12 protein-coding genes and 1 pseudogene are annotated in these 15616 nt (G+C 58.5%); 5 read left to right on the top strand and 8 right to left on the bottom strand.

The annotated features are described in order from the left end of the window. Positions 1 to 262 (bottom strand): IS5 family transposase (locus tag GA0061101_RS26850; protein WP_037198188.1); only part of this gene is annotated, 262 nt, incomplete at its 3' end. A gap of 154 nt (positions 263 to 416) precedes the next feature. On the opposite strand from GA0061101_RS26850, the gene GA0061101_RS26855 reads away from it, so the two are divergent. Together GA0061101_RS26855 and GA0061101_RS26860 are read left to right on the top strand one after the other, a co-directional pair. Continuing rightward, entirely contained in the window at positions 417 to 674 is a 258-nt protein-coding gene (locus GA0061101_RS26855; protein ID WP_141694123.1) for a hypothetical protein, read from the top strand. A gap of 58 nt (positions 675 to 732) precedes the next feature. Next, a pseudogene (locus tag GA0061101_RS26860) lies at positions 733 to 1337 on the top strand (IS5 family transposase). Positions 1338 to 1373: 36 nt separating this feature from the next. Here the strand turns inward: GA0061101_RS26860 and GA0061101_RS26865 are convergent. From GA0061101_RS26865 to GA0061101_RS26880, 4 genes are all read right to left on the bottom strand, one after another. Then, positions 1374 to 2108: a TIGR02117 family protein gene (locus GA0061101_RS26865; protein WP_092575768.1), complete on the bottom strand. Its 735-nt coding sequence runs from the start codon at positions 2106 to 2108 to the stop codon at positions 1374 to 1376. 105 nt (positions 2109 to 2213) lie between these two features. Further along, positions 2214 to 4403: an anthranilate synthase gene (locus GA0061101_RS26870; protein ID WP_092575771.1), complete on the bottom strand. Its 2190-nt coding sequence runs from the start codon at positions 4401 to 4403 to the stop codon at positions 2214 to 2216. Positions 4404 to 4658: 255 nt separating this feature from the next. Then, complete coding sequence (locus GA0061101_RS26875; protein WP_092575773.1) at positions 4659 to 6182, bottom strand: ABC-F family ATP-binding cassette domain-containing protein; 1524 nt, start codon at positions 6180 to 6182, stop codon at positions 4659 to 4661. Positions 6183 to 6613: 431 nt separating this feature from the next. Further along, the gene (locus tag GA0061101_RS26880; RefSeq protein ID WP_092575776.1) at positions 6614 to 8833 is read right to left on the bottom strand and encodes a TonB-dependent hemoglobin/transferrin/lactoferrin family receptor; all 2220 of its coding nucleotides are present in this window, start codon (positions 8831 to 8833) and stop codon (positions 6614 to 6616) included. Between the two features lie 276 nt (positions 8834 to 9109). Between GA0061101_RS26880 and GA0061101_RS26885 the strand changes: the two genes are divergently transcribed. After that, on the top strand, positions 9110 to 9928 hold the full coding sequence (locus tag GA0061101_RS26885; RefSeq protein ID WP_092575778.1) for an extensin-like domain-containing protein: 819 nt from the start codon (positions 9110 to 9112) through the stop codon (positions 9926 to 9928). 35 nt (positions 9929 to 9963) lie between these two features. Here the strand turns inward: GA0061101_RS26885 and GA0061101_RS26890 are convergent, their stop codons facing one another. Both GA0061101_RS26890 and GA0061101_RS26895 read right to left on the bottom strand, forming a co-directional pair. Beyond that, positions 9964 to 10812 carry a protein-L-isoaspartate O-methyltransferase family protein gene (locus tag GA0061101_RS26890; protein WP_092575780.1) on the bottom strand — a complete coding sequence of 283 codons (849 nt, stop codon included), beginning with the start codon at positions 10810 to 10812 and terminating at the stop codon, positions 9964 to 9966. 75 nt (positions 10813 to 10887) lie between these two features. Next, positions 10888 to 12567: a formate--tetrahydrofolate ligase gene (locus GA0061101_RS26895; protein WP_047638674.1), complete on the bottom strand. Its 1680-nt coding sequence runs from the start codon at positions 12565 to 12567 to the stop codon at positions 10888 to 10890. A 171-nt stretch (positions 12568 to 12738) separates the two neighbouring features. On the opposite strand from GA0061101_RS26895, the gene GA0061101_RS26900 reads away from it, so the two are divergent. After that, on the top strand, positions 12739 to 13251 hold the full coding sequence (locus tag GA0061101_RS26900) for a TIGR00645 family protein (protein ID WP_080760686.1): 513 nt from the start codon (positions 12739 to 12741) through the stop codon (positions 13249 to 13251). A 19-nt stretch (positions 13252 to 13270) separates the two neighbouring features. On the opposite strand, the gene GA0061101_RS26905 is transcribed toward GA0061101_RS26900, so the two are convergent. Beyond that, a complete protein-coding gene (locus tag GA0061101_RS26905; RefSeq protein ID WP_037194801.1) occupies positions 13271 to 14224 on the bottom strand; it encodes a COG3904 family protein in 954 nt (317 codons plus the stop codon). A gap of 575 nt (positions 14225 to 14799) precedes the next feature. Between GA0061101_RS26905 and GA0061101_RS26910 the strand changes: the two genes are divergently transcribed. Continuing rightward, on the top strand, positions 14800 to 15528 hold the full coding sequence (locus tag GA0061101_RS26910; protein WP_037194803.1) for a helix-turn-helix transcriptional regulator: 729 nt from the start codon (positions 14800 to 14802) through the stop codon (positions 15526 to 15528). Positions 15529 to 15616 lie beyond the last annotated feature (88 nt).

Raw genomic sequence — 15616 nt, forward strand, 5'->3', positions numbered from 1 at the left:
TGTCGCCATCGTAAGCTTCTGATATTGCGTTGAGAATACGCTCCCAGTGCCCAGCATGGCGCCACCGGTTGAAGCGATTTACGCAGGTGGTATAGGGACCATATCGAGCCGGGATATCCGCCCAGGGCGCACCCGTTCTCAGTCGCCAGAAGATACCATTCAGCACCCGCCGATCATCAACCCTCGCCTTGCCGCGTACCTTCGTTGGAAGAAGCGGTTCAATCACCGACCATTCGAAATCCGTCAAATCAAAGCGAGCCATCACTGCCTCCAAATCAACGGAAGCAGTGAATCACAATCCATTAAAAACAAAAACTATTTTATGGGTATGTGACCTAGGCCGTGAACCCATAAATCAAGGACTGTTGGCGCGGATATGATTGTCACGGTCGGGGCCATCGGGTAGATTGGATGCCATGACGGTAGTTTATGATCTTTGGTTCGAGCGCGAGTATCCACATCGTGAGGATACAGAACTACATATTGGCATCTACGCGACTGAAGCCGATGCGTCGGAAGCTATCGGCCGTTTGCGCGATCAGCCAGGATTTCGAGACTTTCCCGAAGGGTTCAATATCTACCCTATCACGCTCGGAGCCACCGATTGGCAGGAAGGTTTTGTAACTGTGTACGTGCCGGCAAGAGAGCTTGATGCGACCGATCGACCGGCTTGAACGCCTAAACGGCGACCGGTGGCTTTCATATCGGGACGTATGCTGATTCAGTATCGGCATGAGCCGATACGATTTGACCGACTTCGAATGGCGCGTCATCGCGCCGCTTCTGCCCAACAAGCCGCGAGGCGTGGCCCGTGTCGATGATCGACGAGTGCTGAACGGCATCTTCTGGGTGCTTCGGTCTGGTGCACCGTGGCGTGACCTGCCTGAGCGATACGGGCCGCGCACCACCTGCTACAACCGTTTCGTGCGATGGCGGAAAGCAGGTGTGTGGGACCGGCTGATGGATGCCATATCCGTCGCACACGACGGCGACATCCAGATGATCGACAGCACTTCTATCCGGGCGCATCAGCAGGCTGCGACGGCAAGAAGGGGGATAGAGATCATTGTCTCGGTCGCTCCCGAGGTGGTCTCACGACCAAAATCCATGCCCAGAACGCAGTGCCCAACATCCCAGCCAAATCCAATCGCAAATGGAAGCCATGCTTCAGCAAGCGGCTCTATCGCGAGCGTAATCTGGTCGAACGCTTCTTCAGCAAGCTCAAACACTTCCGGCGCATCGCCACCCGCTACGACAAACTCGCCGAAAACTTCCTCGCGATGGTTCAACTTGCCTCAATGCGTCTGTGGCTCCGCACTTATGAGTCTACGGCCTAATTTACAACCATTGGCAAGTAAAACCGGCTCCTACAGCTATTCGGTGGATGAAAGGCTTGCAGCAAAACGATCGCGCGCATTATGCAGGCTGAGCGACAGCCGCAGCATCCACGGCAGCGCAGTCCATAGACCCGAGGTCAATCCCGCCTGCCGCAATCCGGCGGCCGTCCAAGTATTGCATCCCATCAGTGCATTGAAATATCCCCTCGCTTCGAAGAACGCATCGTTCTCGCCGTAATTGCTGCCCGGCAGGGACACCGGTCCGCTATCAGCCTGCGCAAGGCTGTCGAGGACGAATTGCTTCAACCGCTCAAGGCCGCCGTCATCGATGCTGAGCACGGTCACCGCAGGCGCATTTTCTGGGATGGCGCCCGCCAACTCGGCATGGATGACGGACTGATCCAAGGTGAAACTCTTCAGCACCGGTTCCACCTTCAGGTCCGCCCAGGTCGGCGTCTCAGTATAGAAGCTCCGGCCGCCCCAGCCGAAAACGAGGTAGCGCAGATTCGGATTGTCGAGATCAAGCCCCGCCGCTCGCAGAAAACCGAAGCGGGCCATGAGATCGTCGTCGACGGGGATGGCGATGTCCGTATGAATGGGATTGCTGAGCACGAGGATGCGATGGGAATGTTTGGCCAGCGCAGGCTCGTCATACCAGAGCGGTCGCGGCACGGCGATTCCGAAAGCGGCAATCGCAACAAGCGCCAGCACGGCGAGTAGAACGCGTTTGAATATTTTCGCAATCGACAACCGGAAGCCCCTACCCGACATGAGATGTCTTCAAGTGCTTGTTGGCTCTTTCAAGGCAAAAAACATCCCCATGCACTTTTTCCGAGTGCATGGGGATGTTTAAATCCGCAGCCGCCGGGCTTTGCGTCAGGCCGCCTTCGTCTTTGCACGGCGCGCCAAATGCGCCACCACATTCTCGATCATCCGCATGCCTGCATCGCCGCCGAGCGTCATGATCGATTCCGGATGGAACTGCACGGCCGCGATCGGTTCCTTCACATGCTCGATACCCATGATCGTGCCATCCTCGCTTTCGGCCGTGATCATGAAGTCACGCGGCAGGGTCGAAGGATCGGCAAAGATCGAATGGTAGCGGCCGACAGTGACTTCGCGGCCGAGGCCGGAGAAGACAAGGCCCGGTTCGAGCACGCGGATGCGCGAAGGCTTACCGTGCATCGGCAGTGCGAGGTGGCGCAGCTCGCCACCATAGGCTTCCGCCAGCGCCTGCAGCCCCAGGCAGACGCCGAAGATCGGCAGGTTGCGCGCCCTCGCCTTCTTGATTGTCGCCTTGCAGTCGAAATCCTTCGGATTGCCGGGTCCCGGCGACAGCACGACCAGATCGGGATCCAGCCGGTCGAAAACCTCCTCCGGCACCGGTGTGCGCACGGTCGAAACGGTCGCGCCCGTCTGGCGGAAATAGTTCGCAAGCGTATGGACAAAACTGTCCTCGTGGTCGATCAGCAGGATCTTCACGCCCTTGCCGACGGAGGCAACGTCGCGCTGCTGCTTGCCGGAATTCGCAGCCTTGGCATCACGGATGGCAGACAGCATGGCAGAGGCCTTCAATTCGGTTTCGGCTTCTTCTTCCTCGGGGATCGAGTCGTTGAGCAACGTCGCGCCGGCCCGCACCTCGGCAATGCCGTCCTTGATGCGCACGGTGCGCAGCGTCAGGCCGGTATTCATATCGCCGTTGAAGCCGACCATGCCGATCGCGCCACCATACCATGCACGCGGGCTCTTTTCATGGCTCTCGATGAAGCGCATGGCCCAGAGCTTCGGTGCACCGGTAACGGTGACGGCCCATGCGTGGCTGAGGAAACCGTCGAAGGCGTCCATGTCGTCGCGCAGGCGGCCCTCGATATGATCGACCGTGTGGATGAGGCGCGAATACATCTCGATCTGCCGGCGCCCGATGACCTTGACCGAGCCCGGCTCGCAGACGCGGCTCTTGTCATTGCGGTCGACGTCGGAGCACATGGTCAGCTCGGACTCGTCCTTCTTGGAATTCAACAGCTTCAGGATCTGCTCGCTGTCGGCGATCGGATCGTCGCCGCGCTTGATCGTGCCTGAAATCGGGCAGGTCTCGATGCGGCGGCCGGAGACGCGCACGAACATCTCAGGCGATGCGCCCACCAGATATTCCTGATTGCCGAGATTGATGAAGAAGGAATAGGGCGACGGATTGATCGCCTTCAGCCGCTTGGAAATATCCGAAGGCTTGCTCTCGCAGCGCTCCATGAACTTCTGGCCGGGCACGACTTCGAAGAGATCGCCCTTGCGGAAGCTCTCCTTCGCCTTGACCACCAGCTCGGCATATTCGCCGGGGCGGTGATCGCTCTTCGGCGGGATGGCATCGGTATTGCGGAAGGGCTCGGCGGCGATCTCGCCGGACTTACCCTCGGTCGAAATGCCACCCTTGGCGAAGTCGTAACGGTCGATCCAGGCCTTGGCGGAGTAATTATCGACCACCAGGATCTCGTCCGGCAGGTAGAGCACCATGTCGCGCTGGTCGTCCGGGCGCTTGAGCTTCAGGTTGATGGCATCGAACTGGAAAGCAAGATCGTAGCCGAAGGCGCCGTAGAAGCCGATGCTGGCATCCGCCTGCGAATAGAACAGCTCCGTCACCGCGCGCAGCACGGTAAACACGGTCGGCATCTTCGAGCGTTCTTCCTCGGTAAACACCCGATCCGGCGTCTTGACAGTCAGGTCGAGCCGGCGCGGTGTCGAGGCACCAAGCGTCAGCTCGGAAACGGTCTTCAGCTTCTCGGTGATGAAGCCGAGAATGGCTTCGCCGCGCTCGTTATAGGCTTCGATCCAGACGTCGCGGCCAAAGCAGGAAAGGCCAAGCGGCGGGTCGACGATGGCGGTATCCCAGCGCGTGTAGCGGCCGGGATATTCGTAGTTCGACGAGAAGACCGCGCCGCGGCGCTCGTCGAGCTTGTCGATATAGGACGAAACAGCATCCGCATAAGGGGTCGGCCGACGCTGTCGGGTAACGGTGATCCCGCCCTTCGTCTCGTAGATTTCCGCACCATCATCCCGAAGGATCGTTACCATTGTTCCTTACTCCGTTATCGGGCCCGGATGACAGGCGGCCTTTATAACAAAAAAGCCGCCTCGAAATCTCGGGCGGCTCACTCGTGGTCTTTGAACACGATTGGTCGAGGCCGCCTCAGCGAGCCCACCACCAAACTGCAATGTTGTTCAAGGACATGTTCATGGCGTGAATTGTTAGCGTGAGATGCGGTGATGCGCAAGCCGCAATCTCAGCGAATGGGCAGAAACGATTTTCCGTCTCTGCCCACCCTTCCGCTACTCTTGCGCCCGGGCCGCCTCGAAGAACTCTTCCGGTCCCTCCACTTCGATCAACCGCTTCCGCTCGATCAGCCAGAAGCGGTTGCCGATGTTGCGGACGAAGCTGCGGTCGTGGGAAACGAGCAGGCAGCTTGCCTCGTTCGCCCTCAGCTCGCCCTCCAATGCCTCCTGGCCGTCGATGTCGAGATGGTTGGTCGGCTCGTCGAGCAGGTAGAAGTTGGGATTGGTCAGCCGCAGCACCAGCATGGCCAGCCTCGCCTTTTGCCCGCCGGAAAGCCTGCCGATGGCGCGGCCCTGCATGTCGATGCCCATGCCAGCGCCGGCAAGCAGTGTGCGTGCCCGTTGCTCGCCGAGTTCGAACAGCCGCGTGATCACGCCAAGCGGCGTATCGTTCTGGCCGAGATTGGAGAGAGACTGATCGCTGTAGCCGAGCACCAGCGACGGTGTCACCTTGACCGCCCCCAACGTAATCTGATCAGCAATGGCCTTGCGGATCATCTCGACAAGCCGGGTCTTGCCGGCACCGTTAGGCCCGAGCAGGACGATGCGGTCCCCCTGGCAGATCCAGCGCTTGCCGGTCTTGAACAGCAGCGTTCCATCCGGCGTCTCGACGGAGGCGTCGTCAAGCGTCACCAATATCTTTGCCTGAGTGCCACGATTGGCGAGCTTGATCGCACCGGCTGAACGCTCCTGATAGCCTGGCCGGGCTGCATCCTCCAACCGCTCGGCTCGCGCCTTCAACTGCTTCGTCTTCGTGGTCAGCAGATCACTGCCGGAATTGACGCCGATATTGTAGAGCTTGGCCGCCTGCTTGCGCAGCTGCTGTGCGGTCTTCATGTCCTTCTGGTAGCGCCGCTCTTCCGAGGCATCGGCCTCCTCCAGCGCCGCACGCGCCCGGCTATAGGGCAGCGCGTAGATCTGCGACTGCTCCTGCCGCAGGAACAGCGTCCGGTCGCTGACGGCATCGAGGAAGGCGCGGTCGTGGCTTGCGATCAGGACAGCCACATCGCGCGGCAGAGCGTTCAGCCAGTCCTCCAGCAGCGCGATCTTTGCGAGATCGAGATGGTTGGTCGGTTCGTCCAACAACAAGACGTCCGGCTCGGTCACCCAGACACGCACTAGCATGGCAAGTCTTTGCCAGCCACCGCTGAGCCGAGAGAGCGCCCTCTCCCGCATCGCAGCCGGGACACCAAGCGAATCAAGGGCGACGTCGACGCGCCAGCTTTCGCTCGCGATCTGCTCCTTCGGCAAGGCGCGCAGAACAGCATCGTAGAAGGAAACTTCATCCAGATCCGCAGGCACATTCTGTTCGACATAGCCAATCCGAAGACCGCGCGAGCGGGTGATGTCGCCGGTCGTGGGCTCCAGCCTGCCCGCAAGAGAGTTGAGCAGCGTGGTTTTTCCACGTCCGTTCGCAGCGACGATCCCGATGCGATCACCGGCATCGACGGTAAGATTGAGGTTGGAAAATAAAGGCGCACCCAGGGTAACGCCAAAATTGCGGAGATTGATCAGAGTCATGGTTTCTTCCGGTCCTGATCAAGCATCACGAATGCATCGTCAGCGGCTCCTTGCCGCCGTTCCACGCGCACGTCGTCGGCCGTATATCGCCAATGCTCGAAAACATGTCATGACGCGGCGACACGAGCACGAAGGCGGTGCGCCACGTCTCCCAAAAGGGCAGACCAGAAGAAATGAGTGAGTTACAGCCTCTGATCAGCCCTGCAAACGCATCTGCAGGGCCTGAGTCGGACCGAACTGGCGAATATGCCAGACTATCTTGGTCATACGGTCCTCCTCTCTTTTTCTCTCAATAGGTTAAAGACTGCACGCTTCCAATAACACCGAACATTGCGATTTTCAATTACACAACCTCGCGATGCCGCAGCTCAAAGGCGAAAAAAGAGGCGATGCCGAAGCATCGCCTGAGTTTGCTGCCTCGATGTGAAAGCTCAGAACCTTTGCGTCAGCGTCAGCTTGAAGGTTCTGCCGGGCTCGGAATAGTAGGCCGAAGGCTGTGTGAGGCCCGTGGACGCCACATTGAGCGAGTCGTAGTAGGTCTTGTTGAAGATGTTGTAGACACCGGCGCGCAGCGACAAGCCCTTCACCTGCTCCGGCTCCCACCAACCCGTCAGATCGAAGATGCCGTAGCCGGGAGTACGGAAATTATCGCCATCCTTCTTCGGTTCGCTGGTTGCGGTGACGAAGGTAAAGTCCGTACCCCAGACCTCGGTCGCATATCCCACAGTGAAGGCGGCCTTGGCGGGAGCGACGGAATCGATCCATTCGCCGCTGTCGGAGTCCTTGCCGTTGACATAGGCAAGAGAGCCCTTGATATGGATGCCGTTGTCGAACTTCTTGTGCGCATTGACCTCGACACCGAACATCCGGACATTGGCGCGGTTGAAGTATTCGGTAATGCCAAGAGGATAGGTGCGCGTCGGATCGGCCGATGTTTCCGAGTCGATGAAGTTCTTGTACTTGTTGTAGAAGCCGCCGATATGGCCGCCGAAGTCGTCGTCGCCGAGATTGGTGCCGATTTCGACGCCGTTGCTGGTCTCCGGCTTCAGGTCCGGATTGCCGTAGCTGACATAGCCGCCGGGCACGCCGTAATTCACGTAGAGCTCGCTGACATTGGGCGCACGGAAGGCCATCGCCCATTGCGCATAGAGCTCGACATTGTCCTGCGGCTGATAGGATGCGCGCAGCTTCGGCGAGAAGCGGCTGTCGGACTGACCGGATGACAGGCCGCTATAATTGGCACTGTCGCGATAGGCATCCGTGTTCTTCGGCGAGTAGTCGTACCAGTCGAAGCGCAGACCCGGCGTCAACGAGACGTTGCTGGAGCCCAGGTCGATCTTGTCGTCGATGAAAGCACCAACACGCTTGCCGTCGACATCAGGCATGTCAGACTGATTGGTATGCAGGAATGCGCAAGTAGCGCGCCAACGGGGAAGAGCGCAGCTATCTTGGCCCGCCGAATATTGATGCACCTTGCTGAACGCAACGTCGAGACCGAAGGTGACCTTGTGATGCAGGCTGCCGGTATCGAAGGATTTCGACGCGTTGCCGTTAAAGCCGATGCTGCGGTCTTCCATTTCATTGCGGCGCCAATAGTCGCCGATGACGGACGTGTAGCGGTAGCCTTCGGCGCCCTCTTCCCGCAGCAGATTTTGCCAATAGAAGACAGCGTTGGCGGTGTCGAGAAGGGAATCGGCGCTCTCGGCGTCGTACTTGTAGTCGAGCGAAACGCGGTTGCGTTCGGTATTGTCCGTCGTATCGTAGTTGCCCGGGCGGAAATTTCCGGTCAGGCTCTGCGAGTGCATCGCATCGATGGTCTTGTCTTTGTTGTAGTGCTCCGCCGTGATGCCGAAGGTGCCGATGTCTGTATATTGGCGGATCTTGAAGAGGCCGCTTCTCTGATTGTAGTCGGCCGGATCCGCCTTGGTGCGCTTGGTCGAATAGCCGCCGACATCGCCATTGTTTTCAAGCTCGTGACCATGTGTGTAGCCGCCTTCGAAAAGAACGGCCGTGTTGTCGATGCGCTTGGCAACCGCAGCCGAGCCGCCGATGCTTCGGTCATCGCCATTATAGCCGAACTTGAAGACGCCGCCCCAGGTGGAACCGGGGGCTATCAGGTCTTCAGGCTCCAACGTGCGCAGCACGAAGGCGCCACCGAGAGCGCCCGAACCGGCCCGGCTGGAATCGGCGCCGCGCACGATGTCTACGCTTGAAAGCGAATTGAAATCGAAGCTGTTGACACCGCCGTCCGCCCCGCGGGCGACATCGAGCATATAGGGGATCTCGATGCCGTCGACCGTCGTCAGCACACGGTCATCACCGAGGCCGCGAATGTTGACACCGCCGGTAGCGCGGTTGAAGCCGACGCCGACCTCGGTGCTGCGGCCAAGATCCTCGATGCGCGTGATCTGGTTGTCGTCGATCTGCTTTGCCGTCGTCTCTGTGGCGGTCGGGGAATCGGCAAGCACATCCTTTGCCGCCTTGCCCTTGACGACGATCGGCTTCAGGTTGGTGACGCGGTCGCTCTTGGCCGCTTCGCCCGTCGCCTCGTCGGTCTGAGTTGCTGTTTGCGCGTAAGATGTCGTTGCCAGCCCTAGAGCCAGAAACGCAGTGCATGCCAAGAGAACCGAGCGGGAGCGCCGGACAACCATAACCGTTCCTTTCGAACTGCTTCACCGGGCTGGCTGGTTGCTGCGACAGAGGCAGACAAGGGGCTGGCTGGGTTAGTTTTGCTAACAAAGCGGAAATATTCCGCCCTCTTTCTGCCGCATAAAAAACATGAGTATTATTGTCAATATATCTAGCGCCCATAATCATGAATAAAATTATCATGTTTAAAGACGAACGGAAAAAGTTGCTGAATTGCAACGAAATGGCCGCATGAAGCGTTCTACCGGCATCATCATTAGTATTGGCTGAATTATTTGATGCTGTTCCGATTCGTTTCCGTAGTCCCTGCCATGATCTTACTGGCAGCCGCCTCTCTTCCGCAGACCGGCCCGATACCGCAACAAAAACCGGATAGCGAACAAGCCCAACCATCCGCTGAACCGCCGATCCCGGCGGAGAAACCCATTGCGCCCGCGGAAAAGCTCGTCACTCCCGTGGAGAAGCCAGCAACCCCGGAGGACGAGCCGACGACCGGCGAGATGCAGGGGCCGCCTCGGCCGCCACTGACCATCGCTTCGGAATCGGACGAAGAACACAAGACATGCCTCTCCGAGCTGAGTGCCATGGGCGCCACTTTCAAGGAGATTCCACGCATTGACGACGGCAATGGCTGCGGCATCGACAAGCCGATCACGCTTTCCTCGGCCTTGCCAGGCATCGAATTCAAACCGGAGGGCAAGATGCGCTGCGAGGCCGCACTGGCGCTTGCCCATTGGGTCAAGGAAAGCGTGATTCCATCGGCTGCTGCATTGGACAATGGCAAGATCGTCACCATCAACCAGGCTTCGACCTATGTCTGCCGCCTGCGCAACAATGCCTCCACCGGCAAGATTTCCGAACATGCCCGCGGCAACGCCATCGATGTCGCCAGCTTCACCTTCGAGAACGGCAAGACCATTGGCATCGAACCGCGCCGCGAAGATCCGACATTGACGGGCGCATTCCAGCGCGCCACGAGCGCGTCGGCCTGCCTCTATTTCACGACCGTCCTCGACCCGGAAAGCGATGCCGCCCACGAAACGCACTTCCATCTCGATGTGCTCGAAAGAAACGGCGGCTTTCGATACTGCCACTAGAAGGCGGTATGGGCGACAATCCTCAGGTCGTAACCCTACCCTTGCGGCACATCGGCGTTCGAGAACCACAGATCCCTGTAGATCGCGACTGCCGTCTCATCCGGGGAGCGATCCTGCGTCAGCCAGACCGATCGGATAGACCGGGCTCCACCGACGGTTGGGACCTTGCTGCATTGCTCTGGATCCGACGCCCCGATGCAGGGAATGAACCAGGCCGGCATTAACGCCCGAGCACTGTATCCATGCTCCGTGCGGGTGATCAAAACGGCGAGACCGATCCTGTCACTGGCTTGCCACGGCACGATGATCCGGCCTTCGGGCCGCAGCGCCTGAAGCCATGAGATGGGTGGCATCACGACGCCCGCATTCACATAAATCAGATCGGCAGCCGGTAGCTCCGCAGAAGTCGCGTCGCCATGGATAACCGAAATGCCCTCGAACGATGCGAGATTTACGCGCGTGCGGTTCGCCAACGTCTCATCGATTTCGACTGCGTGAACATGGCCACCGGGTGTGACAAGCGTCGACAGAAGAGCAGTGTAGTAGCCTGTCCCAGTCCCGATCTGGATGACAGTCTCGCCCGGCTTGGGAGCGACAGCACCGAGAAAAGCGGCGTGGAGAAACGGCTCTCCATTGTTGATACCCTTTGACCTGTCCAGACAGACAAGCACGTTCTGGTACAGAAAGGCGGGATCGTCGCTTGGTGTTTCGAGGTGGCGTCTGTTGACCACGATCTGCCAGGGTCCGGGACCCATGAATGCTTCGCGCCTTACGAGCCTGAAAGCCTGCTCCAGTCTTTCATCCGTCGAGTTGCTGGCCGCCGCCATCATCTTCGCGTGGAAAGCGCGTATATCGTCCAAACTGGCACGGCCATCTGCGGTCATGATCTGCCTCCGCTATCACATAAGATGATGTCGATACGCACCAAGCCATACGCGCATTTGAATCAGCGTCAGAACTTAAAACAATCCCTCGATGTAGCCCTGATCATTGAGGAAAATCCTCTCCGCCGCCGGCGATTTCGGCAGGCCGGGCATGGTCATGATCTCGCCGGTAATGACGACGACAAAGCCGGCGCCGGCCGAAAGCCGCACTTCGCGAACCTGTACGATATGCCCCTCGGGTGCGCCGCGAACGGTCGGGTCCGTCGAGAAGGAATATTGGGTTTTGGCCATGCAAACAGGCAGGTGGCCGTAGCCCTGGTCTTCCCAGGAACGCAACTGGTCGCGCACGGCCTTGTCAGCCGTGACCTCGCCCGCGTGATAGATCTTGGACGCAACGATCTCGATCTTCTCCAGCAAGGAAAGATTATCGGGATAAAGCGGCTGGAATTTCGCCTGGCCGGATTCGGCAAGTTCCACGACCTTGTGCGCGAGATCCACAATCCCGGCCGAGCCCTCGGCCCAATGGCGGCAGAGGATCGCCTCGGCGCCGAGCCGCGCGACATAATCCTTGAGCGCCTCGACCTCGGCCTCCGTATCCGAGACGAAATGATTGATGGCCACCACGACGGGCACGCCGAACTTTCTGACATTGGCAACGTGCCGGCCAAGATTGGCGCAGCCTTTGACCAGCGCTACGACATTCTCCTTGCCGAGATCGTCCTTCTTGACGCCGCCATTCATCTTCAGCGCCCGGACAGTCGCGACAATGACGGCCGCGTCCGGCGAAAGTCCCGCCTTGCGGCACTTGATGTCGAAGAATTTCTCCGCGCCGAGATCAGCGCCGAAGCCCGCTTCCGTCACCACATAATCGGCAAGTTTCAACGCCGTGCGCGTGGCGATCACCGAATTGCAGCCATGGGCGATATTGGCAAAGGGACCGCCATGCACCAGCGCCGGGTTGTTCTCCAGCGTCTGCACGAGGTTCGGCTGCATGGCGTCCTTCAACAGCACCGCCATGGCGCCGTCAGCCTTCAGATCGCGGGCATAGACGGGCGTGCGGTCGCGACGATAGCCGATGATGATGTTGCCGAGCCGCTTTTCCAGATCCTTGAGATCCGAAGCAAGGCAGAGGATCGCCATGACCTCGGAGGCAACGGTAATGTCGAAACCGCCTTCCCGCGGAAAACCGTTTGCAACGCCCCCGAGCGAAGCGACGATGTCGCGCAAGGCCCGATCGTTCATGTCCATCGCCCGACGCCAGGTGATGCGGCGGATGTCGATATTCTGCTCGTTGCCCCAATAGATATGGTTGTCGATCAGCGCGGCAAGGAGATTGTGGGCCGAAGTGACGGCATGGAAATCGCCGGTGAAATGCAGGTTGATGTCTTCCATCGGCACGACCTGCGCATAGCCGCCACCCGCCGCCCCGCCCTTCACGCCGAAGCAGGGGCCGAGCGACGCCTCGCGCACACAAACGACTGCCTTCTTGCCGATACGGTTCAAACCGTCGCCAAGGCCGACGGTTGTGGTGGTCTTTCCCTCGCCGGCCGGAGTCGGGTTGATGGCGGTGACGAGGATGAGCTTGCCATCCTTTTTGTCGGCTTGCGCCGCAATGAAACCGGCGCCGATCTTTGCCTTGTCGTAGCCATAGGGCGCGAGATCTTCCGCCGGGATGCCAAGCTTGGCACCAATCTCGATGATCGGCAGTTTCTTCGCAGCGCGCGCGATTTCGATATCGGATGCCACCGTTGCCATAAAACTCGCCCTCGGCCTTAATATGCAGTCATTCCCTTGTCGGGATAGCTCAATAAATATCCACTGTGAATAGCCGCGATTCGCTGTCCCACGCGAAACTAACGAGCCTTGTCGCCGAACCGAGGCGCGCTTATTGTCCGCGCGCAAATGCAGGATAGAAAAGGAAAATATATGAAGTCCCTGGAACTACTGGTCGAGCGCATCATTCTCTCCAGCCGCTGGCTTCTGGTTGTCTTCTATCTTGGGCTCGCAGCCTCACTGGCGGTCTACGCCGTATCGTTCGCCTACAAATTCTACAAGGTCGCCATCAACGTCTTCCAGTATGACGAGGCCGACATGATCCTTGCCATTCTCGGCCTGATCGACGCCGCCCTGGTGGCGAGCCTGATCGTGATGGTGATGATTTCCGGCTACGAGAATTTCGTAAGCCGTTTCGATGAAGCCGAGGACGAAGTTTCCTTCCTCGGCAAGCTCGATTCAGGCAGCCTCAAGATCAAGGTCGCCTCCTCTATCGTCGCGATTTCCTCGATCCACCTGCTGCAGATTTTCCTGAACGCCACGCAGTATGACAACGCCAAACTGATGTGGTTCACGATCATACATCTTGCCTTCGTCGTCTCGGCGCTGCTGCTTGGCTTCCTGGAACAGATCATGTCGAAAGCCAAAAGCAATAAGAACGGCTGAGACCGAACGAAGCGAACGGCTATTTGCCTGCCATCGTCGGCGCGACGGCAACCGGCGGCGACGGCGACGCGGGTGCGGCGCAATCGGCTATCGATTGCTTGTCCTTGCAATCATGCGCCAAGACGAGTTCATCGGCCGCGGCAAGCTCCGTCGTCAGCTTGAGCTTCAGCGCATCCATCTGCGGGATCAGATGGATCCCGTTTGGCTCGGTTCCGAGCATCAGATCGACAAGCGACCTGTCGACGCCCATCTTGTCGAGAAACTTGACCAGCCTCGCCTTCTGGGCCTTGTCGAGCTTGGTCGTGTCGTACTTTCCGACGAACTTGCGCCCGATCTCCCGCTTGGAAATGACCTTTCGCTTGCCGCCTACCATTTCATATTCGGTGCGGTATTGAACGCGCACCTCGCTGTACGTCGTGGTGATCTGATGCACTCCGAGCAGCGCGAAGGGGCTGTAAACGCGCTGGATGCCACCGGCGAAAAATAGTGGACAGGCCGAAAAGCAGATCGCCCCAGCGGAAAACGGCTCGCCCTTGATGGAACCATCCTTTGCCAGGGCAGCCGAGCAAATCGGTTCAGCATAGGGACAAGCGCGCGAGCGCGTGCGGCCTACCGCGACCGAAAGCTTCTGCGTGCGGATGGCATAGGCCATCTCCATCGCCGCCCGCACGTCGCCACCCGGCGAATTGACCACGATCGGCAAACTCTGGCCGCCGAGCCGCTTCAGGAGTTTCTGCAGCTTCTTCGGTGAATCCGGCATGATCTGCCCTTCGGCGGAGATCCAGTCCGGGCAATTGTTCTCGGCGCGGCACTTGGCCATGTCGCCATGAACCAGCAAAAATTCCATCGGCTTGCCGCCGTCAGTGGCTCCGGCGAACGCGGGCGGTGGCACCAGGAGCGATAGAGCTGTCAGGAAACACAGTGCCGTTTGACGACACCACACGGCAAACTGCGGGAAGAAGCGAAAATTCATGAGATACGCGCCTGGAAGCGATTGCTTTGGCAAGACCGATAGCAACCGCTTTTGGCCTTCGCAAGGCGCGCCTGTGTCCACTTGCGACATTTGCGCAAAGGCAGCTTATTTATATGTAACCATGAAGGGCGTCCGCCGGAGACAGGGAGCCTTTGTGATCAGATTAACCGGCATGCAATACAATGCATACTCATCATACCATATAAACACAAAATTGTACTACGATAAGCACCAGAACGGCCCGGATCAAGCCCAGATTGCCTTAGCGATCGCTTGTGGATGACCTGGAAAACAGGGGCAGACACGGCCTGAGACCAAACGACGATTCTCATCAGATCCCATCTCAGGCTCATCAATCGACGCAAGCTGTATATCCGCGGCGCAATACGGGCAGCAGGGAAGAAAATTTCGCTTCCAGAGCCGCTTTTCGTAAAAAGTCATACAAATCCGTAGGTTGGTATATTAAAATATATGAAAATAAACTTATTTATGGTCCTGTGATATTTTTGCGTCTAGCATTCACTCATAAATTCGGTATTTGATAACGATAACACGCTGTGGGCTCCTCAACTCATATGTCCTATATCATCACCGCCGAGAGACAACTGTTGCTTTCCGCCGAGTTGGCTGCAGCCCGGACGCAGGCGGCTTTTGCGCATGCATTGGAGCGAACGAGCGCTGCCTTTGGCTTCAGCCATACGGCCTTCATGAATGCTCCGGCTCCCGAAGATTCGATGATGACGCCGCTGCTGATCGAGGGGTCGGTGCCGCTGCAGTTCATGCGTGAGTTTGATCGGCAGCAGTTGGTGCGACGCTGTCCAATGTTGCGTGTGCGCGATACTGTGATGCCGCGCTCGTGGCACTTGTTGGAAAAAGACAACGATCCGGACATGAGTTTGCCGCGCGAACTGCACGCGCTGCTAATCAACTACAACTGCCCTATGAGCATTGTCATACCCATCAACTCCCCGGACGGGCAGCATCTTGTCTTCTGGTTTATGGGCAATCGCAACAGCCTGAGCCAGAGTGAGCTCAACGAGCTCACCATGATTATGCTGCAAGCGCTTGATTCCTATAATAATCTGAGGCGAAACGACGGCTCGGTGCCGCACATGCTTTCGGCTCGTGAGCTCGAAGTGGTTCGCTGGACAGCCCAGGGCAAGACCTCGGTGGAAATCGGCCAGATCCTTTCCCTCTCCGACCATACGGTCAACGCCTATATGATGAACGCGATCAAGAAGCTTGATTGCGTCAACCGCACGCAGCTCGTTGCGAAAGCCATCCGGCTCAAGCTCATCAGCTAGCCGCTCCAATTATCCCCCGCAAGCAGATCCAGCCCTTGCCGATCTTCGATCGATGAGGGTCATCTATCCGTTACAAGCTCAGCGAAGT

Source organism: Martinezella lusitana, assembly GCF_900094565.1.
GTDB lineage: Bacteria > Pseudomonadota > Alphaproteobacteria > Rhizobiales > Rhizobiaceae > Rhizobium > Rhizobium lusitanum.